This is a genomic window from Paenarthrobacter sp. YAF11_1 (assembly GCF_052113445.1).
Classification (GTDB): Bacteria; Actinomycetota; Actinomycetes; order Actinomycetales; family Micrococcaceae; genus Arthrobacter.
Genome location: NZ_JBFRDF010000001.1, coordinates 743,011 through 767,989 on the forward strand (window position 1 = coordinate 743,011; position 24,979 = coordinate 767,989).

At 63.2% G+C, this 24,979-nt stretch carries 21 protein-coding genes; 7 read left to right on the forward strand and 14 right to left on the reverse strand.

What is annotated here, in order from left to right; genetic code table 11:
- The first annotated feature begins 19 nt into the window (after positions 1–19).
- The gene (efeO, locus tag AB4Y77_RS03655; protein WP_311214631.1) at positions 20–1,192 is read left to right on the forward strand and encodes an iron uptake system protein EfeO; all 1,173 of its coding nucleotides are present in this window, start codon (positions 20–22) and stop codon (positions 1,190–1,192) included.
- Positions 1,189–2,625, forward strand: a complete 1,437-nt coding sequence (gene efeB / locus AB4Y77_RS03660; RefSeq protein WP_442012983.1) for an iron uptake transporter deferrochelatase/peroxidase subunit — start codon at positions 1,189–1,191, stop codon at positions 2,623–2,625. Before efeO ends, efeB begins: the two co-directional genes overlap by 4 nt.
- A gap of 77 nt (positions 2,626–2,702) precedes the next feature.
- Here the strand turns inward: efeB and htpX are convergent, their stop codons facing one another.
- Entirely contained in the window at positions 2,703–3,572 is an 870-nt protein-coding gene (htpX, locus tag AB4Y77_RS03665) for a zinc metalloprotease HtpX (protein WP_311214633.1), read from the reverse strand.
- Between the two features lie 108 nt (positions 3,573–3,680).
- Positions 3,681–4,952: an MFS transporter gene (locus tag AB4Y77_RS03670; protein ID WP_442012984.1), complete on the reverse strand. Its 1,272-nt coding sequence runs from the start codon at positions 4,950–4,952 to the stop codon at positions 3,681–3,683.
- 104 nt (positions 4,953–5,056) lie between these two features.
- Between AB4Y77_RS03670 and AB4Y77_RS03675 the strand changes: the two genes are divergently transcribed.
- The 4 genes from AB4Y77_RS03675 to AB4Y77_RS03690 all read left to right on the forward strand — a co-directional run bounded on the left by AB4Y77_RS03675 (position 5,057) and on the right by AB4Y77_RS03690 (position 8,601).
- Entirely contained in the window at positions 5,057–5,833 is a 777-nt protein-coding gene (locus AB4Y77_RS03675; protein WP_311214635.1) for a hypothetical protein, read from the forward strand.
- Between the two features lie 30 nt (positions 5,834–5,863).
- Positions 5,864–6,340: a Fur family transcriptional regulator gene (locus AB4Y77_RS03680; RefSeq protein ID WP_017199873.1), complete on the forward strand. Its 477-nt coding sequence runs from the start codon at positions 5,864–5,866 to the stop codon at positions 6,338–6,340.
- Positions 6,341–6,355: 15 nt separating this feature from the next.
- Positions 6,356–7,837: a catalase gene (locus AB4Y77_RS03685; protein WP_311214636.1), complete on the forward strand. Its 1,482-nt coding sequence runs from the start codon at positions 6,356–6,358 to the stop codon at positions 7,835–7,837.
- Positions 7,838–7,965: 128 nt separating this feature from the next.
- On the forward strand, positions 7,966–8,601 hold the full coding sequence (locus AB4Y77_RS03690; protein ID WP_442012985.1) for a DUF2461 domain-containing protein: 636 nt from the start codon (positions 7,966–7,968) through the stop codon (positions 8,599–8,601).
- A 120-nt stretch (positions 8,602–8,721) separates the two neighbouring features.
- Here the strand turns inward: AB4Y77_RS03690 and AB4Y77_RS03695 are convergent, their stop codons facing one another.
- The 6 genes from AB4Y77_RS03695 to AB4Y77_RS03720 all read right to left on the reverse strand — a co-directional run bounded on the left by AB4Y77_RS03695 (position 8,722) and on the right by AB4Y77_RS03720 (position 16,563).
- A complete protein-coding gene (locus AB4Y77_RS03695; RefSeq protein ID WP_311214638.1) occupies positions 8,722–10,275 on the reverse strand; it encodes an APC family permease in 1,554 nt (517 codons plus the stop codon).
- Between the two features lie 158 nt (positions 10,276–10,433).
- The gene (locus AB4Y77_RS03700) at positions 10,434–10,850 is read right to left on the reverse strand and encodes a DUF779 domain-containing protein (RefSeq protein ID WP_311214639.1); all 417 of its coding nucleotides are present in this window, start codon (positions 10,848–10,850) and stop codon (positions 10,434–10,436) included.
- Positions 10,850–11,860, reverse strand: a complete 1,011-nt coding sequence (adhP, locus tag AB4Y77_RS03705; protein ID WP_442013058.1) for an alcohol dehydrogenase AdhP — start codon at positions 11,858–11,860, stop codon at positions 10,850–10,852. The genes AB4Y77_RS03700 and adhP overlap by 1 nt, the downstream gene beginning before the upstream one ends.
- A gap of 104 nt (positions 11,861–11,964) precedes the next feature.
- A complete protein-coding gene (gene exaC / locus AB4Y77_RS03710; RefSeq protein WP_311214640.1) occupies positions 11,965–13,488 on the reverse strand; it encodes an acetaldehyde dehydrogenase ExaC in 1,524 nt (507 codons plus the stop codon).
- A 96-nt stretch (positions 13,489–13,584) separates the two neighbouring features.
- Positions 13,585–14,928, reverse strand: coding sequence for a GAF domain-containing protein (locus tag AB4Y77_RS03715; protein WP_442012986.1), 1,344 nt, complete (start codon positions 14,926–14,928; stop codon positions 13,585–13,587).
- Between the two features lie 150 nt (positions 14,929–15,078).
- The gene (locus AB4Y77_RS03720) at positions 15,079–16,563 is read right to left on the reverse strand and encodes an FAD-dependent oxidoreductase (RefSeq protein WP_442012987.1); all 1,485 of its coding nucleotides are present in this window, start codon (positions 16,561–16,563) and stop codon (positions 15,079–15,081) included.
- A gap of 117 nt (positions 16,564–16,680) precedes the next feature.
- Here AB4Y77_RS03720 and rarD point away from each other — a divergent pair, with 117 nt between their 5' ends.
- Positions 16,681–17,775: an EamA family transporter RarD gene (gene rarD / locus AB4Y77_RS03725; protein ID WP_442012988.1), complete on the forward strand. Its 1,095-nt coding sequence runs from the start codon at positions 16,681–16,683 to the stop codon at positions 17,773–17,775.
- A 99-nt stretch (positions 17,776–17,874) separates the two neighbouring features.
- Here rarD and AB4Y77_RS03730 read toward each other — a convergent pair whose 3' ends face one another.
- Genes AB4Y77_RS03730 through AB4Y77_RS03755 form a run of 6 tightly spaced genes read right to left on the reverse strand, consistent with a single transcriptional unit; the run spans position 17,875 to position 24,883 of the window.
- The gene (locus AB4Y77_RS03730; RefSeq protein WP_442012989.1) at positions 17,875–19,182 is read right to left on the reverse strand and encodes an alpha-L-fucosidase; all 1,308 of its coding nucleotides are present in this window, start codon (positions 19,180–19,182) and stop codon (positions 17,875–17,877) included.
- Positions 19,183–19,232: 50 nt separating this feature from the next.
- Positions 19,233–21,206 carry a DUF2264 domain-containing protein gene (locus tag AB4Y77_RS03735; RefSeq protein WP_442012990.1) on the reverse strand — a complete coding sequence of 658 codons (1,974 nt, stop codon included), beginning with the start codon at positions 21,204–21,206 and terminating at the stop codon, positions 19,233–19,235.
- A gap of 41 nt (positions 21,207–21,247) precedes the next feature.
- Positions 21,248–22,618 carry an extracellular solute-binding protein gene (locus AB4Y77_RS03740; RefSeq protein ID WP_442013059.1) on the reverse strand — a complete coding sequence of 457 codons (1,371 nt, stop codon included), beginning with the start codon at positions 22,616–22,618 and terminating at the stop codon, positions 21,248–21,250.
- 24 nt (positions 22,619–22,642) lie between these two features.
- A complete protein-coding gene (locus tag AB4Y77_RS03745; protein WP_442012991.1) occupies positions 22,643–22,897 on the reverse strand; it encodes a hypothetical protein in 255 nt (84 codons plus the stop codon).
- A 26-nt stretch (positions 22,898–22,923) separates the two neighbouring features.
- Positions 22,924–23,856, reverse strand: a complete 933-nt coding sequence (locus AB4Y77_RS03750; RefSeq protein ID WP_311214647.1) for a carbohydrate ABC transporter permease — start codon at positions 23,854–23,856, stop codon at positions 22,924–22,926.
- Entirely contained in the window at positions 23,840–24,883 is a 1,044-nt protein-coding gene (locus AB4Y77_RS03755) for an ABC transporter permease (protein WP_442012992.1), read from the reverse strand. Before AB4Y77_RS03755 ends, AB4Y77_RS03750 begins: the two co-directional genes overlap by 17 nt.
- Positions 24,884–24,979: the final 96 nt, after the last annotated feature.

Here is a 24,979-nt window from a genome sequence, read left to right on the forward strand (position 1 = left end):
CAACATAAAGGACCCACTCATGCTCGGATCGCCCACACTTCGCCGGACCCTCGCCGTGATCGGCGCGGCCGCAGCTGTGCCCTTGGTACTTGCCGGCTGCACAGACAACACCAAAACCACAGGCGCCACCGACGGGCCCATCCAGGTCAGCAGCACCGCCAACGAGTGCAAGGTGTCTACGGGAACAGCGCCCAGCGGCAACCTCACCTTTGCCGTGAAGAACGAGGGCACGGAGGTCACCGAGTTCTACCTGCTGGCCGAGGACGGCCTGCGGATCCTGGGCGAGGTGGAGAACATCGGTCCCGGCATCACCCGCAACCTGGTGGTCACGGCGCCGGCCGGCAAGTACAACACGGCGTGCAAGCCCGGGATGCAGGGCGAGGGTATCCGCGCTTCCTTCGAGGTCACCGAATCCGGTACCAAGCCCAGCGTGGATGCCGACTTCCAGAAGCTCCTGGACAACGGATCCCAGCAGTACGCCGCCTACGTCAAGGACCAGACCGAGCAGCTGATCGTGGGCACCAAGGCCTTCGCCGAGGCTTTCGCCTCCGGTGACGCAGCCAAGGCCCGCGACCTCTACGCTTCCACCCGCATGCACTGGGAGAGAATCGAACCGGTAGCCGAATCCTTCGGTGACCTGGACCCCAAGCTTGATGCCCGCGAGGCAGACCTTGAGCCCGGCCAGGAGTGGACCGGCTGGCACCGCGCCGAGAAGGACCTCTTCCCGCCGGCCGAGTACACCGCCATGACCCCCGCCGAGCGCACCGCCATTTCCACGCAACTGGTGACCGACACCGAGGACCTGGTCACCCGCACCCGCACGGTGGAACTGACCCCGGACAAGCTCGGCAACGGCGCCAAGGAACTGCTCGATGAAGTTGCTACCGGCAAGGTCACCGGCGAAGAGGAGATCTGGTCCCACACCGATCTCTGGGACTTCCAGGCCAATGTTGACGGCGCCCGCATCGCTTTCGAGAACTTGAGGCCGGCTCTGGAGCAGAAGGACGCTGAACTCGCCAAGTCCTTGGACGAGAAGTTCACGGCCCTGCAATCCGAGCTCAAGAAGCACGCCAAGGGCGACGGCTTTGTCTACTACAACGAGCTGAGCCAGGAGCAGGTCCAGCAGCTCGCGGCCTTGGTCGATTCGCTGGGTGAGCCCCTCTCCAAGCTCACCGCAGCCGTGGTGCTGTGAGCGGCTGCCCCTTCGGGCACGCTGGCGGCAACCCCGGGGACGCTGAACACCCCGGTGAGGCCGTCGGCGTCGAACGTTCCCGCGAGTCGACCGCCGTCGTAACTTCCCGGGAAGCGTCCGACGGCGGTTCGGTAGCTTCCGCTGCTGCGGGCAGTTCCCGTATGTCGCGTCGCGGCCTGCTCTCGCTGGCTGGAGTGGGCGGTGCAGGAGCAGTGGCTGGATTGGCCGCTGGATTCCTGGGGCATGACGCTTTGACGGCAGGTGCCGCGGCTGCGGATACCGGTGCCGGCGAGGCCGTGGTGCCGTTCTTCGGCGATCACCAGGCCGGTATCACTACCCCGGCCCAGGACCGCCTGCACATGGCTGCCTTCGATGTCACCACTGAGGACCGCAAGGAACTCATCAAACTCCTCAAGGACTGGACGGTCGCGGCTGAAGCCATGACCACCGGAAACCCCACGGGCAGGACAGGCGCCGTCGACGGACCGTACGATGCCCCTCCGGAAGACACCGGCGAGGCGTTGGACCTTCCCGCGGCAAAACTGACCCTGACGTTTGGTTTTGGTGCGGGGCTGTTCGAAAAAGACGGGAAGGCACGGTTTGGCTTGGATGGCCGGCGTCCGGAGGCTTTGATCGATCTCCCGCATTTTCCCGGCGACGACCTTCAACCCGGGCGTACTGGTGGCGACATCGTGATCCAGGCGTGCGCGGACGATCCCCAGGTTGCTGTCCACGCCATCCGCAACCTTGCCAGAATCGGTTTCGGCAAGGTGCGGGTTCGGTGGTCGCAACTGGGCTTTGGACGCACCTCTTCCACGTCGCGCGCGCAGGTGACACCCCGAAACCTCTTCGGTTTCAAGGACGGCACCAACAACCTCAAGGTCGAAGACAAAGCGCTGCTTGATGAGCACGTGTGGGTTCCATCCGACTCCCGGCCCAGCGAGCAATGGATGACCGGCGGCAGCTACCTGGTGGCCCGCAGGATTCAGATGCACATCGAAATTTGGGACCGTACGTCGCTGCGCGAACAGGAAGGGCTGATCGGCCGGACCAAGGGTGTGGGCGCCCCACTGTCGGGCGGGGACGAATTCACCACCCCCGATTTCGCGTTGGCGGGCCGCGACGGTGATCCGCTGATCGCCATGGACTCCCACATGCGGCTGGCCCACCCGGACCAGAATGCCGGCGTGAGGATGCTGCGGCGCGGCTACAACTTTACGGACGGCTCGGACGGGCTGGGCCATTTGGACGCCGGGTTGTTCTTCATCGCGTTCGTGAAGGACCCACGGACCCACTATGTCCCGATGCAGCTGGCCTTGGCCAAGAGCGACACCCTGTCCGTGGAGTACTTGAAGCACACGGGCTCTGGACTCTTTGCCGTGCCTCCGGGTGTCCGGCAGGGTGGCTTCATCGGCGAGGGGCTGTTCGCGTAGTCCGGGCGGACCGGTTCACAATGAACCCAGGACAGTGGGGAACCTAGAACAGCGGGCGGCCTAGGACAGCGGGCGGCCTAGGACAGCGGGCGGCCGGCCATCCGTTCCAAGCGGCTGATCCGTTCTTTCATGGGCGGGTGGGTGGAGAACATCCGCCGCATGCCGCCGCCGCGGAACGGGTTGGCGATCATGAGATGCGACGCGTTGACGAGCTTCTGGTCCTGCGGGAGCGGCAGCTGGGTGACGCCGGACTCGATCTTGCGCAGGGCTGAGGCGAGTGCCAGCGGATCGCCGGTGAGCTCGGCGCCGTCCTCATCGGCGTCGTACTCCCGAGTGCGGGAGATGGCCATCTGGATCAGCGAAGCCGCGAACGGCGCCAGCAATGCCATGGCGATCGTGGCCAGCGGGTTGGCGTTGCGTCGGTCCCCGCTGCCGAAGATCAGCAGCATTTGCCCCACGGAGGTAATGACTCCGGCCACGGCAGCAGCCACCGACGAAGTCAGGATGTCGCGGTTGTACACGTGCATCAGTTCATGCCCCAACACTCCCCTGAGCTCACGTGCGTCCAGCAGATGCAGGATTCCTTCGGTGCAGCACACGGCGGCATTTTTGGGGTTGCGGCCGGTGGCAAAGGCGTTGGGGGTCATGGTGGGCGACAAATAGATCCGCGGCATTGGCTTGTTGGCCCTGACGGAGAGCTCCCTGACGATCTGGTACAGCTGAGGGGCCTGGGCTTCGGTGACCGGGTAGGCGGCCATGGAACGGATGGCGATCTTGTCGCTGTTCCAGTATCCGTAGGCGGTGGTGCCGACGCCGATCAAGGCCATGATCCAGATGGGCGTAGTGCTGCGCGTTCCCGCTGCGATGATGGCACCCAAACCCAACAACACCGCCCACAACACACCGAACAGCGCCGCGGTCTTGAGTCCATTGTTGTGTCGATGCACTGTTGTCTTGCCTCTTCCGTCGGCTCCAGCAGGTTCTGTACGGATTAACGCCGACGCCGGTCGTCGTGTTCCGTTCCCAGCCTACGGTGGCGGGGTGACCCGTTAGCGCTAGGGCACCGGATGCTTGGCATCGTAGGCAACAAACCCGGGTTGGAGTCGCGAAGCCACCCACGCCAGGACGATGCAGAGCAGCCCGCCCAGGAGCAGCACGCCGCCTTCGCTCAGGAACTGCGTGACGCCGCCGGCCAGCATGTCCCCCACGCGGGGACCGCCCGCCACCACCACAATGAACACTCCCTGCAGCCGGCCCCGCAGGTGATCAGGCGTGGCCGATTGGAGGATGGTGGTGCGGAATACGGCGCTGACAGAGTCCGAAATGCCAGCCAGGGCACAGCAGAGGGCTGCTGGGACCAACCAGGCGGTCACGCCGTCGCGGCCTGCATCGCCCGCGAGCAGCACCACCAGCCCGAAACCGGCAATGGACGCTCCCCAGCCCACCACGGACCACACCACGGCACTGCCCTGTTTTCGCACCCTGCCCAGCGGGCCGGAGAACAGACCGGCAAGGAAAGCACCGACGGCCGTTGACGCAAGCAGTACACCCACTGTGGCTTCGCCTCCGCCGATCATGACCGCCCCGATGGCAGGCATCAGAGCACGCGGTTGGGCGCAGATCATGGCGATGAGGTCGATGATGAACGTCATGCGGACGTTGGGGCGGGTACCCAGGAAGCGGAATCCTTCCACCACGGATCGCAGCCCGGGCCGCACGGCATCCTTGGACGGCGGCAAGGCCGGAAGCTTGAACAGGCCCCAGAGGGCGAACGTAAAGCTGATGACATCGATCGTGTAAGTCCAGCCGAAGCCGATGGTCGCCACCAGAACGCCGGCCAGGAGCGGTCCGGCGGTCATGGACAGGCCGAAGGTCAGCATGCTCAGGGCGTTGGCGGCAGGGAGCAGGTCCTTACGGACCAGCAACGGAATGATGGCGCTGCGGGCGGGACCGTTGATGCCCTGTGCTCCACTTTGGATTGCCACCAGTGCGTAGAGGATCCAGATGTTGCCGATCTCCAGCCATGCCTGCAGAGCGAGCCCCGCGGTGGTTGCCCAGAGGACGAGGGAGGCGATGATGGCCACTTTGCGGCGGTCATAGGCGTCCGAGATGGACCCACCGTAGAGTCCGGCGAACACCAAGGGAACCAGCGCGAAGATACCTAGAAGGCCCACGTAGAAGCTCTCCTGGGTGAGCCGGTAGACCTCCAGGCTGACTGCCACCAAGGTCAGTTGGGTACCGATGGCAGCCACGGATGCGCCCAGCCAGAGCCGCCTGAATGCCGGGCTCTCCCTCAGCGGGGTGATGTCTGCCAGTAGTTTCGCCACCGTCCTACCTTAAGCGAGCTTTCCGGCGGCCTCCCGTCACCCCGCTTGGTCTCTCACACCTGTGGCGCTCCGCTTGGTAGGCTCACCCGGGGGAAGGAGTTGACATGGTCACATCGCGACAATTGCTGTACCGTTCGGCCTTTTGGGAGATCGCCAGGCCACGTCACCCTCTCACTGCCGCGCATGTGCTGATCAGGCTCTCGGACCCGTCAACAGAGTTCGCACGCCCCTCCGCCGCCGACTGGCTCTTCTGCCACGACCTGGTCCGTGCGGCTTTGGCCGACGTCCTGGGCGCCACCCGGTGCGCCATCATGTTTGCCCACCAATGGCATCCCTTGGGGTCGGCAATCGGGGAGCCGGTGGCGGAATCGTCAACGCCCACGTTCCACCTTTTCGGGCGGTGGGACGGAGAAACCACGACGCCGGGACACCAGCTTTCCCTTCCGGCGCACCGCCGGAAGGGCGAACCGGACCACGATATGGAAGCCACAGACGCCGCCATGCGTGAGGCACTGCGACTGGCCAGGCCGGAGACTGTGGTGGGCTCCGCCGCTGTGGCCGGTGCCGCCGTCGAGCCTGTTTCCGGTCCCGGTCCGCTGGTCCGGGCGGTGGAGGCGGGACCACGCCACACCGTTCTGGAACCTGTCAGGAAGCTGGCAGCCATCAGCGAGGTCCGTCCGGCAGAGTTGTTGGCGATCGGTGCAGCCCTGGCCGCTCTTCCGCCGACCGGTGGGTCCAGTGGATTCAGTTGTGTTGCCTTGGAAGGCGAAGAGCCTGGTGCTCCGTTGCGGGTCCATGCCGTGGGCCGCTCAGCCGCCGAACAGGTCAATCCCTTGGAAGGCCTCTTAAATTTGCCTGAAGTTAGCCTTGCCTTATTGTGAACTCCTCAAAATAAGTGTTTCAATAAATGCATGACAGATCACACAGCCGAGCAAGCAGAATGGGCAGCCGCCCTGCATGCCCACGGCCGGCGTGTGACCAAACAGCGGCTGGCAGTGCTCGCCGCAGTCCAGCACCATCCGCATTCACCGGCAGAAGGCATTCTTGCCGCTGCGCGCAAAGAGCTTCCTGAACTGACGGCGCAGTCCGTTTACGTAGTGCTCAGCGACCTGACGGACCTGCAGATGCTGCGCCGTTTCGAACCCCCGCACTCCCCGGCGCTTTACGAAACCCGGGTTGGTGACAACCACCATCACGCCGTGTGCATCAGCTGCGGCAAGGTCGAAGACGTGGATTGCGCCGTGGGACACGCACCGTGCCTCACACCGCACTGGGATGAGAATTCCAAGCCCATGACCATCCAGATCGCAGACGTCCTGTACCAAGGCATCTGCCAGGACTGCCAGTCCAAACAACAGCTTCCCGTAACTTCCGTAACTCAGAAATAAGAAAAAAGGAGAACAATGACTGCTATTTCAACAACCCAGTCAGGTGCACCCGTTACCTCCGACGCGCACTCGAAGTCCGTCGGCGCTGACGGTGCCATCATCCTCACCGACCACTACCTGGTGGAAAAGCTCGCACAGTTCAACCGCGAGCGGGTCCCGGAGCGTGTAGTGCACGCCAAGGGTGGCGGCGCTTTCGGTACGTTCAAGACCACCTCGGACGTTTCGGCCTACACCAAGGCAGCCTTCCTGCAGCCGGGCACCGAGACGGACATGCTGATCCGTTTCTCCTCTGTTGCGGGCGAGAACGGTTCTCCCGACACCTGGCGCGACCCCCGCGGTTTCGCAGTGAAGTTCTACACCTCCGAGGGCAACTACGACCTCGTTGGCAACAACACCCCCGTCTTCTTCATCCGCGACGGCATCAAGTTCCCGGACTTCATCCACTCCCAGAAGCGCCTCCCGGGCAGCCACCTGCGTGACGCTGACATGCAGTGGGACTTCTGGACCCTCTCCCCCGAGTCCGCACACCAGGTCACCTGGCTCATGGGCGACCGCGGCCTCCCGGCTTCCTGGCGTGAAATGCAGGGCTACGGCTCGCACACCTACCAGTGGATCAACGCCGCCGGCGAGCGTTTCTGGGTCAAGTACCACTTCAAGTCCAACCAGGGCGTCAAGACCATCACCGGTGACCAGGCTGAGCAGCTGGCCGGCTCGGATGCAGACTTCTACATCCGCGACCTCCAGGAAAACATCGCCGACGGCAACTTCCCCTCCTGGGAACTGCACGTCCAGGTCATGCCTTACGAGGACGCCAAGACGTACCGCTTCAACCCGTTCGACCTCACCAAGGTGTGGCCGCACTCTGACTACCCGCTGATCCACGTGGGCACCATGGAGCTGAACAAGAACCCGGAGAACTACTTCGCGCAGATCGAGCAGGCCACCTTCGCGCCGTCGAACTTCGTTCCGGGTATTGCCGCTTCCCCGGACAAGATGCTGCAGGCCCGCATCTTCTCCTACGCCGATGCACACCGTTACCGCGTGGGTACCAACCACGCCCAGATCCCGGTGAACCAGCCCAAGAACCAGGTCAACAACTACAGCCAGGATGGCCAGGGTCGTTTCCTGTTCAACTCCCCCTCCACCCCGGTGTACGCACCGAACTCTGTTGGTGGCCCGGCTGCTGTTGAGCCCACCTCCCCGGCCGGTGGCTGGGAGAACGACGGCGAGCTCACCCTCTCCGCCCACACCCTGCACGCTGAGGACGACGACTTCGGCCAGGCCGGTACCCTGTACCGCGAGGTCTACGACGACGCTGCCAAGGCCCGCCTCCTGGAAACCATCACCGGTGCCGTTGGCGGCGTGAAGACCGCCGACATCAAGGAACGCGCAATCCAGTACTGGACCAACGTTGACTCCGAGCTCGGTGCCAAGCTCCGCGCCAACCTCGGTGCAGGCCAGACCGAGTCCGACGCCGAAGCAGCCAACAAGCTCTAAGCGTCTTTGCTCTACTGCATTTCCTGATCACCCCGCTGCGGATCTCCGCGGCGGGGTGATCTTTTTGTTTTCCACATAGCACTGGTGGCCTATGGTTTGGCCGGCAGTGGCGTCCTTAGGATCCTTCTATGAGCACATTCGAAGGCATCACTACTGCCGCATTCCGCTTTTACGCTGAGCTTGAAGAGAACAACAACCGTGAGTGGTGGCTGGAGCATAAAGAGACGTACGACGCCGAGGTCAAGGAGCCGCTGACAGCTCTCCTTTCAGAGTTGGAGCCGCAGTTCGGGCTGGCCAAGATTTTTCGCCCCAACCGGGACATCCGGTTCTCCCAGGACAAGTCGCCGTACAAGTCTGCCCAAGGTGCCTTTGCCGCCACGCAGGAGGGCGTTGGCTACTACGTCCAGATCAGTGCGGATGGCCTGCTGATCGGCGGGGGCTACCACTCGCACACTCCGGCGCAGCTGGCGCGGTTCCGGGCCGCAGTGGATGCTCCGGACAGTGGATTGGAGCTCCAGGGAATCGTTGATGCGGTGGCAGCGTCGGGCTTCGCCATTGAGGGCGAGAAACTCAAAACCGTTCCACGTGGTTTGGATAAAGACCATCCACGAGCTGAGCTGCTCAAGCACAAGTCCTTGTCAGCCAGCGTAGAGGTGGGTCAGCCGGAGTGGTTGTCCACTCCCGCAGCCCGTGACGATATCGCTGCCCGATGGGAAGTGCTGAGGCCGCTGGTGGAATGGGTCGGTCAGCATGCGGCGCCGTAACTGCGCTGGTGCTGGCGAGAGCACGCAAAAGCGCCCGGAAACCGATGGTTCCCGGGCGCTTCATGGAGCTGACTTCTGGAGCCAGTAAGTGCAGCTGTCTGACAAGCTGCAGCGATTGGTTTAGACCTTCGTGTAGCTGTCTTCGTCCTCGTCGCCGTCGACCTGGCGGCTTTCCGGAGCAGCGTTCACGGAGGCCTTGGCCGCAGCGAACTTCTCGTTCAGCCGTGAGTGGCGCTGGCCGTAGGCGAAGTAAATGCCCATGCCAATGACCAACCAGATCGCGAAGAAGATCCAGGTTTCAACAGCAAGGTTGGTCATCAAGTAGAAGCAGAGCACAGCGGAGACCCACGGCAGGACCTTGCCGAACGGGACACGGAAAGCTGGCTTCAGGTCCGGACGCTTCTTGCGCAGCACCAGGATGCCCAGGCTCACCATCACGAACGCGGAGAGCGTTCCGATGTTGATCATTTCCTCGAGCAAGTCCACCTTGGTGACACCTGCCACTACGGCCACCGCTGCGCCACAGATGATCTGCAAACGGGCCGGAGTGGAACGCTTTTCGCTGGTCTTGGAAAGCGAGCGCGGCAGGAGTCCGTCGCGGCTCATGGCAAGGACCACACGGGACAGGCCCATGAGCAGCACCATGATCACGGTGGTCAAGCCCACCAAGGAACCGAAGGCGATGACCTTGGCAGCATCCGTGTTGCCCACGGCCTCGAAAGCTGTGGTGAGGGTGGGGTTCTTCACCTCGGCCAATTGCGTGTAGGAAACCATGCCGGTCAGCGCAAGGGAGACCAGGATGTACAGCAGCGTCACTACGGCAAGGCCACCAAAGATGCCGCGCGGAAGGGTCTTCTGCGGGTTCTTGACCTCTTCCGCGGAGGTTGCAACCACGTCGAAGCCGATGAAGGCGAAGAAGACCAGGGCTGCGCCGGCGAAGACGCCCAGCGTTCCGTACTGGGCCGGAGCGGCGCCTGTGAGGAAGCCGAAGAAGGACTGCTTCATGACGTCGGCGGCACCGGAATCGGTGGGCTCAGAGGCCGGGACGAAGGGGGTGTAGTTGGAGAACTTCACGTAGCTGAAGCCAACCACAATCACGAACAGCACCACGGCGATTTTGATCAGCGTGAAGACGTTGCCGACGCGGGCGGACAACTTTGTCCCCAGCACCAGCAGCACGGTGAAGATCGCGACAATGAGGAAAGCACCCCAGTAGAGGTCAATGCCGGCGACCTGGATTGACGGTGGCATCTCCACGCCCATCAGGCCAAAGACCGTACTGAGGTAAATTCCCCAGTACTTGGCGATCACGGCAGCGGCGGTGAAGAGTTCGAGGATGAGGTTCCAGCCGATGATCCATGCCAGGACCTCGCCCATGGTGGCGTACGTGAACACGTAGGCGGAGCCGGCCACGGGGATCGCTGTAGCGAATTCGGCGTAGCACATGATGGCCAAAGCACACGTGACAGCGGCGATGGCGAAGGAAATGGTGACGGCGGGGCCGGCAAAGTTTGCAGCAGCCTTGGCGCCTACCGAGAAGATGCCGGCGCCGACAGCAACGGCGACGCCCATGATCATGAGGTCCCAGGTGCTCAAGCTGCGCTTGAGCTTGCGACCGGGTTCGTCGGCATCGGCGATCGACTGCTCGATTGACTTGGTCCTGAAAATGTTCATAAAAATGCCACATTCTGGATGGGAGTGGTATAGGACTCATCAAGAATAGTGTCCGGCCAATGGACGGCCATATTTATCCCAGATAGTGAGACGACCCCGGAATAGGCGTGGCTGCTGTGGCTGGTGTGACGGGGACGCGTTGCCCCCGTCACATCAGGTCAAAAGCTTGGGACGTCCCAGTCCATGAGGGTGGAACGGATCAGGAACCGTTTGCCCTCGGGTGATTCCACCGAGAATCCACTGCCGCGGCCGTCCACTACATCCACCGTCAGATGGGTGTGGGACCAGTAGTTGAACTGCTCCTTGGACATCCAAAAGTCGAGCGGCTGCGGCTCCCCTCCGGCTCCGATATCGAACGTACCGAGGAGGACATCGGAATCACCGGTCAGGAACTCCCCCGCCGGAAAGCACATGGGGGCAGAGCCGTCGCAGCAGCCGCCCGACTGATGGAACATGAGCGGCCCGTGCTGCTTCCAGAGCTTGTGGAGCAGTTCCACGGACACCGCGGTGAGCGCCACCCGGGAGAAATTCTCCCCAGGCAACGTCACCGCGGCTTCCAAGCTGATGTTGTTCATCAGAACTTCAGCACCACACGGCCGTCGATCTTGGCGTGCTTCATCTCGTCAAAAACCGCGTTGACTTCGGAGAGTTCCCTGGTAGAGACCGTCGGCTTGATCTTTCCCTGGGCGTAGAACTCCAAGGCCTCCTCAAGGTCCTGGCGTGTTCCCACAATCGAACCGCGGACCGTGAGGCCCTTGAGGACGATCTCGAAGATCGGCGCAGGGAAGTCGCCTGGTGGCAACCCGTTGAAGACAATCGTTCCGCCACGACGTGCCATACCGATCGCTTGTCCAAAGGCCGAAGGATGCACAGCCGTCACCAGCACCCCGTGGCAACCGCCGGTTTCCCGCTGAATGACTTCCGCCGGGTCCTCGTGCAGGGCGTTGACCGTCAGTTCGGCGCCGTGCTCGCGGGCGAGAGCAAGCTTGTCGTCTGCAATGTCCACGGCAACGACGCGAAGCCCCATGGCCACCGCGTACTGCACCGCGATATGCCCCAAGCCGCCGATGCCGGAGATGGTGACCCACTGGCCGGGCCTGGTCTCTGTCATTTTCAGGCCCTTGTACACGGTGACTCCGGCACACAGCACCGGAGCAACTTCCACCGGGTCCGAGCCTTCGGGAATCCGCGCCGCAAAACGCGTATCCACCAGCATGTATTCGCCAAACGAGCCGTCCACGCTGTAGCCGCCGTTCTCCTGCGACTCACACAGGGTCTCCCACCCGGTCCGGCAGTACTGGCAGTCCCCGCAGGCAGACCACAGCCAGGCGTTGCCCACCAACTGGCCAATGGCAACGTCCGTGACGCCTTCGCCAACGGCCACTACCTCTCCCACACCTTCATGGCCCGGGATAAAGGGTGGCGTCGGCTTGACCGGCCAGTCGCCCTCGGCGGCGTGCAGGTCGGTATGACATACCCCCGAGGTAATGAGGCGGACCAGCGCCTGGCCGGGACCCGGCGTCGGGTGTTCCACTTCCATGACCTTAAGGTCGGTTCCGAATTCCGTAACTACTGCAGCTTGCATGGTGGTCATTGACGATCTCCTTTGATCTGTACGAATGATGGGAGTTCTTGTACAGCTGATACCCCTAAGACCGCTCCATAAGGGCATCTGCTGCACAAAAACTCTTAGAAGAAGCCGAGCTTGTTTTCGTTGTAGCTGACCAGGAGGTTTTTGGTCTGCTGGTAGTGGTCCAGCATCATGGCGTGGTTCTCACGGCCAATACCTGAGGACTTGTAACCACCGAAGGCGGCACCTGCCGGGTAGGCGTGGTAGTTGTTGACCCACACGCGTCCGGCCTGGATTTCCCGGCCCGCGCGGTAGGCGACATTTCCGTTGCGCGACCAGACTCCGGCACCCAGGCCGTAGAGGGTGTCGTTGGCGATGCCGATGGCGTCGTTGTAGTCGCTGAACTTGGTGACGGACACTACCGGGCCGAAGATCTCCTCCTGGAAGACGCGCATCCGGTTGTGGCCTTCGAAAATGGTGGGCTGGACGTAGTAGCCCCCTGCCAGGTCACCGGACAGTTCAGCGCGGGCACCACCGGTGAGCAGCTTGGCGCCCTCCTGCTTTCCGATGTCGATGTAGGACAGGATCTTCTCCAACTGGTCATTCGATGCCTGCGCGCCAACCTGGGTGTCGGTATCCAACGGGTTGCCCTGGATGATCTTGTTGGTGCGGGCCACGACGTCCGTCATGAAGGAGTCATAGATGCCTTCCTGCACCAACGCACGGGAGGGGCAGGTGCAAACTTCGCCTTGGTTGAAGGCGAAAAGCGTGAAACCTTCCTGGGCTTTGTCGTAGAAGGCGTCGTTCTGGGCCGCGACGTCGTCGAAGAAGATGTTGGGGCTCTTGCCACCCAGTTCCAGGGTGACGGGAATCAGGTTGTTGGACGCGTACTGGCTGATGAGCCGCCCTGTGGTGGTCTCGCCCGTGAAAGCGATCTTGCGGATGCGTGAGCTTGACGCGAGCGGCTTGCCGGCTTCTACGCCAAAGCCGTTGACCACGTTCACCACACCGGCAGGGAGGAGATCGCCGATGAGTTCCATGAGGACCAGGATGGACGTGGGCGTCTGCTCGGCAGGCTTGAGGACTACGGCGTTACCGGCGGCGAGCGCGGGGGCCAGCTTCCACACGGCCATGAGGATGGGGAAGTTCCACGGGATGATCTGGCCAACAACGCCCAGCGGTTCCTTGAAGTGGTAGGCGGTGGTGTCCTCGTCCAGCTGCGAGAGGTGGCCCTCCTGGGCACGGACAGCGGAGGCGAAGTAGCGGAAGTGGTCGGCCGCCAACGGGATGTCGGCGTTCAGGGTCTCGCGGACTGGCTTGCCGTTGTCCCAGGTTTCCGCGACGGCGAGCAACTCCACATTCTCGTCAATACGGTCTGCGATCTTGTTGAGGATTGCCGCGCGCTCGGTGGCGGAGGTCTTTCCCCAGGAAGGTGCAATCTTGTGGGCGGCGTCCAACGCCAGCTCGATGTCCTCGGAGGTGCCGCGGGCAACTTCGCAGAAAGCCTTGCCCGTGACGGGGGTGATGTTCTCAAAATAGGCGCCCTTGACTGGTGCAACCCATTCTCCGCCGATCCAGTTCTCATAGCGGTCCTTGAACGTGACCTTCGAACCCTCGGCACCCGGCTGTGCGTAAACAGTCATTGCTAGCTCCTTTGCTGCGAATCGCGGTGGCTGTCGCCATTGATCCGAGCCTAGGAGCGGGGAGGTTGCAGCTAGGTTGCAACCATGTGAGTCACCTCACGCGGTGAGTTCGGTGTCGATCCGTTCAAGATCGGCCACGACGGCGGCCCGCTTGGGTGAGCGGGGCGGCAGCAGCTTGAGGACGGCCAGGCGGAGGTCGACGTCGTACTTCGCCTCCGGCAGCTCAGCGTACTTGAGGAGGGAATCGACGCTGCCGTCGCTGAGCAGAGCCTCGCGCAGCAGGTGCGAAACCTTTTCACGCAACTGCACGATGCCGGGCGCCTCCGAGCGTGGCAGGACCGCACCTTTGTAGATTTCCAGGGCGATGCGGTGGGCGCCACGTTGCAGGCAGTTGAGGACCTGGCCGGAGTCGGGAAGCAATTCGACGGGCAAACGGTAGGGCCGGGACTGGGGAACCGCGTCCGGGCTGAGCTCCTGGATCACCTTGCGGAGCCGCACCATCTCGGCCCGCAAAGTGGCCGAGTAGCCGTCTCCGGGATACAACTGGGCGCAGAGGTCGTCAGCACTGAGCCCGTCGGGGTGGCTGCCCAGGATGGCCAGGATTTCGCTGTGCCGTGCGGACAAGGACACCGTCCTGCCATCAATGCTGAGCAGGGCCTGGTCCCGGCCCAGCAGCTGCAGGCTGTTCCGGTACAGGGCATGGCTGGAGGTGGCAGCCGCGCTCCGGCGTCGAGGCTTTTCACGAACCGCTGCGGCAAGCGTCAGGCGTTCGATCCGCAGTTGCGCCTGGGCGGCGGCAACTGTTGCCTCCACCAGGGAAAGAGTGTGGGCGGCCACGGCGGTTTCGGTGCCGGTGATGTCCACGACGCCCAGCACCGCCCCGGAGTCCGGGTCATGGAAGGGAACCGCGGTGCAACTCCACGGGTGGACCGAGCGTTTGAAGTGTTCGGCGCCGGAGATCTGGATGCTGCGGTCCAGGGCGAGTGCCGTGCCGGGTGCGCTGGTGCCCACGGAGGCTTCGGACCAGTCGGCGCCCGCCACGAACATCATGCTTTCAGCGCGGCGCTGCATCACCGGGTCGCCATCCACCCACAGCAGCCGGCCGACGTCGTCGCCCACCGCCACCAACAGGCCGCTGTCATGGCTGGGTTGGACCAGCAACTTCTTGATCACGGGCATGATAGTGGCCAGCGGATGCTGCCGGCGGTATTCCTCCAGCTCATCCTGGTCCATCGCGAGGGGAGCTTCAGGGACGTCGGGATTGGCTTGCAGGCTGGCCGAACGCTGCCAGGACTCACGCACCAACCGGCGGAGCCCCACGATGTCTTCGGGCACCCCAAGGCGCAACGAATCCAAGCGCTCATGGCCGGTGAGGGCGTGTTTCTGCAACAGTTCCGCGGCCTCGCTGCCGGGAACCGGCGGATGGATTGGATTCCTCATCGAACTCCCTGATAGTCCGCAACAAGAGTGCGCTGCACGTGTGTTGGGCGGGACAGTACCGAGAAGTCTAGTTCGAGGACTGGAGTTTTTGTACAGGTAGTGCCCCTAAAACGGCCGCATAAGGGCATGACCTGTACAAAAACTCACTAGTCAGCCGCGGGAGATCCGGATCATTTCCTCGCGCGGAACAACCTTGATGCGCTCACGGACCACACCGTCACCGTCGCCTTCGCCGGCGGCCCCTTCCGCGGTGGAACCTTCGCCGGCGGACCCTTCGCCGGCGGACCACGCAGCACCCAATGCGGCTTCGTGGGCATCCAGCCGGTTCCAGCCTTCCCAGGTGGTGTACTCGATGCCGCGCTCCTCAAGGAGATCAATGATGGCCTGCGGATCCGGGTTTTCGGCCGGGGGCAGGTTGAGCCTGTCTTCGAGGAGGAAGCCAATGGTCTCCAGGGCATCGCCCTTGGTGTGGCCGATCAGTCCCACCGGTCCGCGCTTGATCCAGCCCGTGGCATAGATTCCCGGCACGGGCTCGCCATCGGCACCCAGGACGCGACCGCCGTCGTTCGGTATGACGCCGCGACGGGCATCGTACTCAAGCTCCTCCAGCGGGGAACCGTGATATCCGATGGCACGGTAGACGGATTGCACCGGGTATTCGATGAATTCGCCCGTTCCCTTGACGTTGCCCGTTCCGTCCAGCTGCATGCGCTCGAATTTGATCCCCGAGACCTTGCCGGGAGTTTCCGGCGAATCGAGGATCTCCACGGGGCTGTGGAGGAAGTGCAGGTGCAGGCGGCGCGAAGATGGCTGCTCGGATTCGGCATGCTCTTCCACCAGCCAGTTGGTCATGGTGTTCACCATGGTCTTGATCTGGTTGTTGGACTTGATGGCTTCATCCGAGGCCTCGTCAAACTCGAAGTCCTCCGGGTACAGGACAATGTCCACGTCCTTGCAGTGGGACAGTTCGCGCAGTTCCAAGGGGGTGAATTTCACCTGTGCCGGGCCTCGGCGGCCGAAGACATGGACGTCGGTGACCGGAGACTTCTTCAAACCGGCGAAGACGTTGTCCGGGATCTCAGTAACCAGCAATTCCTCCGGGTGCTTGACCAGCATCCGGGCCACGTCCAAGGCCACGTTGCCGTTGCCGATCACCGCGATCTCTTGGGCGTCCAGCGGCCAGTCGCGGGGAACGTCCGGGTGTCCGTCGTACCAGGAAACGAAGTCGGCGCCGCCGAAGGAGCCCTCCAGTTCGACCCCCGGGATGTTCAGGTCGGCGTCCTTGATGGCGCCGGTGGAGAAAATCACGGCGTCGTAGAAGGCCCGGAAGTCGTGGAGCGTCAGGTCCCTGCCGTAGGTCACGTTGCCCAGGAACCGGATATCGCCGCGGTCCAGGACTTTGTGCAGGGCGTTGACGATGCCCTTGATTCGCGGATGATCGGGAGCCACGCCGTACCGGATCAGCCCGTACGGTGCCGGGTATGCCTCGAAGAGGTCGATGCTGACCTCCACGTCGCCGTCCTTGACCGCGTTGGATTTGGTCAGGATATCCGCGGCGTACACACCTGCGGGACCTGCACCGACGATGGCAACGCGAAGCGGACGTTGGGGGGTGGTTGCGGCTGAGTTGGACACCGTTAGCCCTTCCGAAGCAGTGAGCCACGCCGTTGTTGGGGCGCGCAGATTCCAATTCTAGAGGTCCACCCCACGCCCGGCCGCTTATATGGCAGGAGTCACGGAAATTCACCAAGATTGCGGAATATTGCGTGCCTGCATGGTGTTGGCGACAATGTGTCGACTCCGGATCAGATAGCTGCCAGCGCTTCCCCTTCAAGCCAGCCCACGACGACGACGGTGGGGGGCGGCGGGCAAAGTACCGGCGGCGTCGGTGGCTCAGTTGGACCGGGCGGCAAGCCCGTGCGGAGCGAGTCGACAGCGGGCATCCTCTTCGGTATCGGCGCTTATGGCCTGTGGGGCCTTCTTCCTCTGTACTTCTTCGTCCTGATGCCGGCCAGCGCAGTCGAAATCGTGGCGAACCGGATTGTCTGGTCCCTGATCTTCTGCGCACTGCTCATCACCATCACCCGGGCCTGGCGGGTTTTCGGTGCCGCGGTGAAGGACCGTAGCGTGTTCGGCCCCTTGGCTCTGGCAGCGGGCCTGATCGCCATCAACTGGCTCACGTATACCTTCGGCGTCACTACCGGCCACGCCGTTGAGACGTCACTGGGATACTTCATCAATCCGTTGGTCTCAGTCCTTTTGGGCGTCTTTGTTCTCAAGGAAAAGTTGCGCCCGCTGCAGTGGGCTGCTGTGGGCATCGGCTTCGTCGCAGTGGGAGTCCTGACCTTCTCCTACGGCCAACTTCCGTGGATTGCCCTGATCCTGGCGTTCAGCTTCGGCCTCTACGGTTTCGTCAAAAAGCGTGTCGGGCCCAAAGTGGACGCCCTCACCAGCCTCAGCGTGGAGACAGTAGTGCTGGCTCCCTTCGCCGCCATCACCATGGTGGTCCTGGGCGTGACGGGCGTTCAAACACTCACCACACTGGGCGCCGGCCACTTCTGGTTGCTGGTGGCCTCGGGTGTCATCACTGCAGTGCCTCTGCTCTTCTTCGGTGCCTCAGCCCGCCGTTTGCCGATGACCACCATCGGCCTGCTCCAATACTTTGCCCCGGTCCTCCAGTTCGTCGTGGCGCTGACGGTGTTCAACGAGACCATGACCACGGCCCGCTGGATCGGGTTCTGCGTGGTGTGGCTGGCACTGATCCTGCTGACCATCGACATGCTGCGGACGACGCGGAAGAACTCTGTGCTGAAGAAGCAGGCCAGGCTGGCTGCTGCTGGCGCCTGAATCCGGCCGGCCCACTCACCGAATTCGCGGGAAAGCTGCCAGATCGCCGAAGCTCTCCGGACGAATCGGCACCGTTCCCGCGAACTCAAAGGCGAAGCCCTAGTCCAGCACGTCCGGGTTGGGCTCCTTTTCGGACGCCGGCCTGGACAGTGTCCCGGCTTCCAGCGCGAACACGAGCGGCCCGGCACCCGAGGCACTCTCAATGTCCAACTCGAACAGCGAGTCCGCAAGCCGTCTGAATGGGTGCTTTCCGGAGCCCACCAACCTCACGCCAGTGAGCGCCATTCCGGCCGGCAACTGCAGCCGGATCCGCCCGGATGCCGGAGCACGCGTGACAATCGCGAAAACGTTGCCGTCGTCAGAGCGGGTGAAGTACCCCCACCCCGGATAGTCCCAGCCCTCGGCGAAACCGCACCCGTAGATCGCCTCCCCGTGGGCTGAGAGCCACTCTCCTACACGGGTGGCAATGTCCATCTCGGCCGGAGCCATGGAGCCGTCGCCGCGGGGTCCGAAGTTGAGGAGGAAGTTGCCGCCCAGTGACGTGCAGTGGGCGATCATGTCCACCACATCCCAAGGGTGCTTCACCGTCGACTGCGCCCATGGTCCCTGGTGATATCCCCAGCTGGCCTGCGGGATGGTCATGCAGGCTTCCCAATCACGCCCGGCCACACTGCTGTCCCACGGCTCCGGCAGCCTGCGCTCGTAACCACTTTCGTAGTCGCCCATGAGGACTCCGTTGGAATCGACGTGCCGGGCGCCGAGGTCGTCCGCCCGGAGCCGGCTATTGACCACCACGCCGGGAATCCGGTCCTTCAGCATCCGCTCGACTTCCCAGGTCCACCACCCGTTGGCTTTCACGGACTCGTCCCACGTGCCATCGAACCAGAAGCCCTTGACGCTCGGATACCGTTCCGCCAGTTCCTCCAACTGCTTCTTCGCGAAGTCCAGGTAGCGCGCAAAAGCCGCATGGTCGGCGTCGTTCTCCAACGTGAAGCGCCAGTCCGGATGCCGCCAGTCCAGCACCGAGTAGTAGAAGTTGACGTCAATCCCCCGGGCTTCATAGGCCTGAATGAGCTCTGCCAGGACATCGCGCCCGGAAGGAGTGTTGCCCATGTGGAAGTCCGTGTGGGCGCTTGGCCATAAGCAGAAGCCGTCGTGGTGCTTGGTGGTGATGGTCAGGTAGCGGGCGCCGAGGGCCACCGCCGTGTCCGCCCACCGCTCGGGGTCGAAATCGGCCAGCGTGAAGTCATTCGCCAAGGCCTCCCAACGTTGCTGGGGAATCTTGGCAACCCGCGGAAGGAACTCAGCAGCGAACTCGACATCTTTACCTTCCCAGCGGCCGGCTGGCAGCGAGTAGAGGCCCCAGTGGATGAACTGTCCAACCCGGTGACCGCGGAATCGCTGCATGGCCGCATCTTGCCGGGGTTCCGCCCGGGAAGCTCCGTACTTGAGCTCGATCACTTTCCCACCTGCCCATCCCACGGCACGAACGTGCGCAGATCAAAAGCTTGCTGGGCACCACCCGCCCACCTGACAAACACTTCAGTACCGGAAACCACGACGGCGGCGGCCGCCTTGAGCGCTTCGGGCACCGGAGCCTGGCCCCGGGTCAGGGTGTGGAGCGCGATGTGGACTGTTTCGTTGGTGCTGCGCTGCGCGCTCAAGGCCGGCACAGCTGAGTGCTCGCCCATGGCGTTGGCTCCCGTGTAGCGGGTGGTCTTTGGCTCCGCCCAGCCATACACGGCGGTGACGGACGCGAAAACGTCGCCGTTGCTGACCCATGCCGTGTCCCCGGTTAAGCCTGCTTGCACGGATTGGGCTCCGGCTACCGAGTGTCCGCCCTCCCTGACGGAATACTCCGCGGGCCCCTGGACCAAGTGGCACCGCAACTCGTGAATTCCGTCCACCACGGAAACGGTGGTGACTGCCGTCCCAGGGAGGGACTTTCCATATTGCTGTGGGACGTGGACGGATCCGCTGGCGAGTCCTTCCGTGCGGGTGGCGCGAAGGGAACACCGGCGGCTCGCCACGCCGTCGGACCCCAACAAAGCAAGGTGACCATCCACGTTGTCCTCCCACGCAGTTCCCGTACCCGGCGCCGTGTGCGTTGAATATGAGAACTTGGCGTAATGGGGATCGTCGGGGTCCGTACCGCCACCCACGGGCAGACCACTATGGTCGCTGCCGTGGTTGGTCAGCCGAACCAGACCGCCGTCAGCGCTAATAGTCCAGCCGATATCAGGCAAGACCCGCACCGCAGCCGGTCCATCGGTGGGCTGAGGCTCGTCCACGTCCTGCCACACCCTGTGCTCCGGCGGCAGCGCCAAGCCAAGGAATCCAATGCCTGCCAGATACGGCGAACCGAACCCGCTGTACGCCTGGCAGGATCCCAGGTGCTCGTCGTACCAGCCCAGGTTCGGCGGTCCATCAACGCCAACGCCTTTCGCGGTGAAGTTGGCCAGTACCCCTGACGCGAGCCGACGCGTGGCCCCTGGGGTCATCGGGTTCACACCCGAGATTTCCGCACACCACAGTGCCGCGAGGACAGCAGTACGGTACGCCAGGGATCGCCCGACATGCAGCACTGCGCCGTCGCTGGCGAACATCAGGCTCTGCGTGCCTACGAACTCACGCAAGCGTTCCAAGTGACGGCGGCCTTCAGGGGTGTCCTGCCGACCGGTCATCGAATACCAAGCCCACAAATAGGGGTGGATGGCCCACGCGTTGTAGTAGTCGATTGAGTGCTCCGGCCCATCCGTGTACCAGCCATCACCCAAGTACCAGGACTCCACCCGCGCCACGTTCCGCGCCCCAATGCAGCCCGACACGTCCTCGCCCACCGAACGCAGGAAACCCTCGGCCATGGCGGGAAAGAGCTGCCAGTTGTTGCCCCACACCTCAAGCCGGGCATGGTGGCGCAACCAGTCGGCAACCTGCTTCTTCTCCCCCGCCGCCAACGGCTCCCACAGCCACTCCCTTGCGATGTGGAGCGAGAAGGCGATGTTGGCCGCCTCCACGATCGAGTTGGTCACCCCCAACAACGGAGACTTGCAGGTAACGCCCAAAGGCCAACTCTCCGGGCCGTCAGGATCAGTGCCCGCCAGCAACGCCTCCCGGTACCAGGCCGCCAAACCCAGCCGGTCCTGGCCACGTGCTCCGGCGATCCGGGGCGCAGCCATCAGCAGGCTGCGGCCAATGGTTTCCATACCCTCCCTGCGCTCGCCGTCGCGGGTCACAGGGCCAGGGAGTCGTGGACTTGCCTTCAACGGGCTGGAATATTCACGGATGTGTTCCAGCCAGTGGTCAGCCGTGGCTTCCCAGTGGTTGCGGGTCCAGCCGGTGAACGGGGATTGGACGGTGTCGGGTTCGGGCAGCCACGACAACTGGGGCAGGGAAGGCGGGCTTGGCAGCTTGGGCAGGGACTGTGTCACGGTGTTCGGGTCCTAAGTTCGAGTCAGATGATGGTGGCCAGCTACTTGGCCAGTGCCGATTCGTATTCGCCGCGGATGGTGTCTCCGCCGTTCTTCTTCCAGTCAGCCACAGCGCTCTTGAGTGCATCCATGGTGCCACGGCCGGCAATGACTGCCGTGGCGGCGTCGGACACGGGCTGGCCCAGTTTGGAGCCCTTGCTGGCGTTCGTGGGGCTGAACAGAGTGCCGCAAGGGTCTTCGACACCCAGCGGAATGAGCTTGGAGTAGGCGTTATGCATGACGTCCACGATGTCCTTGTTGCTGGGATCGTAGACAACCTGCTGCGGAGCGGCGAGGTACTTCCACGGCACGGCGTTGTCCAGCAAGGCACGTTCGGTGACCACCGGGTTGCCGTTGGAATCCAGGGTGTAGTCCGCTCCTACTGCACCGTAGTTGAGCAGCAGGTACTCTTCGCTGCCGAACGGGGCCGCCAGGAAGTTGGCAACGGCCAGGACTTCCTTGAGCTTGGCCTCGTCCGCCTTCTTCAGCATGACGGTGGCGAACGTGATGTTGTCCAGCCAGGTCTGGGCCTTCCCACCATCGTGGCCCACGGGGATGAACGGCACGGCTTTGTTGGCTTTGTTCGCGGCGGGGATGCTGCGGCCGTAGCCGGTGGGTCCGATGTACGCGGGAAGGCCGTCATAGATCATCGCGACTTTGCCGGAGATGAAGGCGTTCACCATCTGGGATTTGGTCCAGCCCTCGGAACCCGGCACGTACAGGCCGTCCTTGTAGAGCTTTGCTGCGAACTCGATGGCGGCCATGTATTCGTCCGTCTCGAACGCTTTGGTGAGTTTGCCGCCGTCGTTCTTCCAGACGTTCGGCGTGCGGAACATGTGGTGGAGCATCGTGAGGCCAAACTTGGTGCTGCCCAATGCCCACTGGTTCTTGGATGGGTTGGTGAGCTCCTTGGCCACCCGGTAGAAATCGTCCTTGTCCTTGATGTCCTCGGTGGATTTGATGCCCACGTTCTCCAATAGGGTCTGGTTCACGAAGCCGGAGCCACCCGTCAGGTTACGCGGGATGGGCAGCGAGAAGAGTTTGCCGGCCTGGACGGTCTGCTTCCAGAACACTTCCGGGATGGCTGCCAGGTTGGGGTAGTCCTTGATCTTGTCGCCGCCCAACAGCGGTGTCAGGTCCGCGCACTTCGCCTGCAGGAACTCCACGATATTGGGCACTGCGGCGCCGTCGTTGAGCATGAGGTCGGGGAGCTCGCCGCCTGCAATGATCGTGTTGAACTTGGTGGCGTAATCATCCGAGGAAACCGAGGTGATCTCCACCTGCCCGCCCAGGCGTGCCTCTATGGCCTGCCACGCCGGGTTGTCCGGCCTGGCGTTGGGCGCCGTGCCGAAGAGGTTGGTGATCGCTGTGATCTTGCCACCGTTGAGCGGCGCAGCCTACACGCTTCGGAACGGTGCAGGGTACTTGTAGAACGCCGCCGGCACGCCCTCCGCCGTGCCGGCGATGTCCGCCGCGGCCGCTTTAAGGGGCATGTGCGTGGGGAGCAGCGCCTCGCTGGCATTCGAGGCCACGCTGGTGGTTCGCTGACCGCAACCCACCAAGGCCCCGCCGCTGAACAGCGCCAGGGCGCCAATGCCCGTGACGGAAAGGAAGTTCCGGCGGCTGGGGCCGGAAGTCTGGATCGATTTCATGGGATGCCCTTTCACAAATGGTTTGACTAGCCTTTGATGGCGCCGGTGAGGACGCCTTTGGTGAAGTACCGCTGAAGGAACGGGAACACGATCACAATGGGGATCAGGGAAATCACGACGACGGCCATCTGGATCGCTTGAGACGGCACCGCGATTTCGGCTACTGCGGAGTCACCCATGGGCTGGCCGAGGAGCACGTACTGGCGCAGGATCATGGACAACGGCCACTTGTCATCGTTCAGGTAGAGCATGGCGTTGAAGAACGCATTCCAGTAACCCACGGCATAGAAAAGCCCGACGACGGCCAGCACCCCGCGGGACAGGGGCAGCACCATCTGGACCAGGATCCGGAAGTCCCCCGCGCCGTCGATCTTTGCGGCCTCGAACAGCTCCTGGGGAAGGTTCATGAAGAAGGACCGGACCACCACCAGGTTGAAGGCACTCATCAAGGTGGGCAGGACCAAGGCTGCGTAGCTGTCCAGCAGTCCAAGCTCCTTGACCATGAGGAAGCTGGGGATGATGCCCGGGCTGAACAGCATGGTGAAGAGAGCGGTCATGAGGAAGAAGCGTCCGCCCACGAGGTCGCGGCGGGTTAGGCCGTAGGCCATCGCCACCGTGACCACCAGGGACAGGGCGGTGCCCACGGTGGTGATGACCAGGGACCGGATCAGCGCGTCAGTGACCACACCGCCGGCGAAGATGGTCTGGTACGCGGCGAAGGTCGGTTCTTTGGGGAACAGGACCAGTCCGTTGTTGTTGGCGATCTCGCTTTGGCTGGAAAGGCTCGTGGCCAGCACTGCCAGCAGCGGATAGAGGGCCAGGAAGCAGATGGCCACCAACGCGATCGCTTTGAAAACCTGCACGGCAGGCTTGGGTTTTTCCATCCAGACGGGCCGGGTGTCTTTGGACTTCGGGCGGCGGCGCGGGCCGGCCACCAACGTGCTATTTGGATTTGCCATTGGAATAGACACCTTCCTGTCCGAAGAAATGCGCGAGCTTGTTGGCGCCGAGGACCAGGAACAGGCCGACGATTCCCTTGACGAGTCCGACGGCGGCGGCCGGCCCCCATTGCCCGTCCTGGATGCCGTGGAAGTAGACGTAGGTATCCAGTACTTCGCCTGCACCGGGTCCCACGTTGTCGCGCTGCAGGACGATCTGCTCGAAACCGACCGAAAGAATGCTGCCCAGGTTGAGGATGAGCAACAGGACGATCACGGGCATGATCCCGGGGAGGGTGATGTGCCAGAGCCGGTGCCGGGCGTTGGCCCCGTCCACCGCTGCGGCCTCGTAGAGTTCCTGGTCCACGTTCATGAGGGCTGCCAGGAAGATGATGGTGCCCCAGCCGGCGTCCTTCCAGATGGACTGGATGGTCACCAGGAAGGGGAAGAACTCCGGCGTGGTCATGGCATCGAAGCGCGGCACGCCCAGGTTTTCCAGCAGGTGCGGAACGGCCCCGGTAGCGCCGAGGACCTCGGAGAAGACCGCCACGATGATGACCCACCCGATGAAGTGCGGCAGGTAGACAACGCTTTGCACGAACTTCCGGATCTTGTTGGACACGATGCTGTTGAGCAGCAGGGCCAGGCAGATGGGAACCGGGAAGAAGAGGGCCAACTGGAGGCCCGTGATCACCAGCGTGTTGCGGAGGGCCTCCCAGAATGCGCCGTCCTGGAACATAGCCGCGAAGTTATCCAACCCCACCCAGACACTGTCCATGAAGCCGAGATACGGCTTGTAATCGAGGAACGCGATGATGTTGCCGGCGAGCGGGACATAGTGGAACACCACGAAGTACACGAAGCCCGGGGCGATCAGCAGCAACATCGCTTTGTCGCGTCGGATCCGTGCCACAAGGCTCTTCTTGCGGGCGTGCTCTGTGGCTGCTTCCTTGAGTGGTCGACCCCGACGGCGACCTTCCGCCACCGTTGCCGGCCCGCCGACGTCGGGCGTCGCCTGCGGCGTGAGTGTCTGGCTGTTGCTGCTCATGTATTTCCTCTGTCTGCGCCGCGGGGGCGGATATGGAGTGGCCCGGCGCCTGGAGCGCTCAGTGGCTAGAAATAGTAAGCGTTTACTATGGAGAAG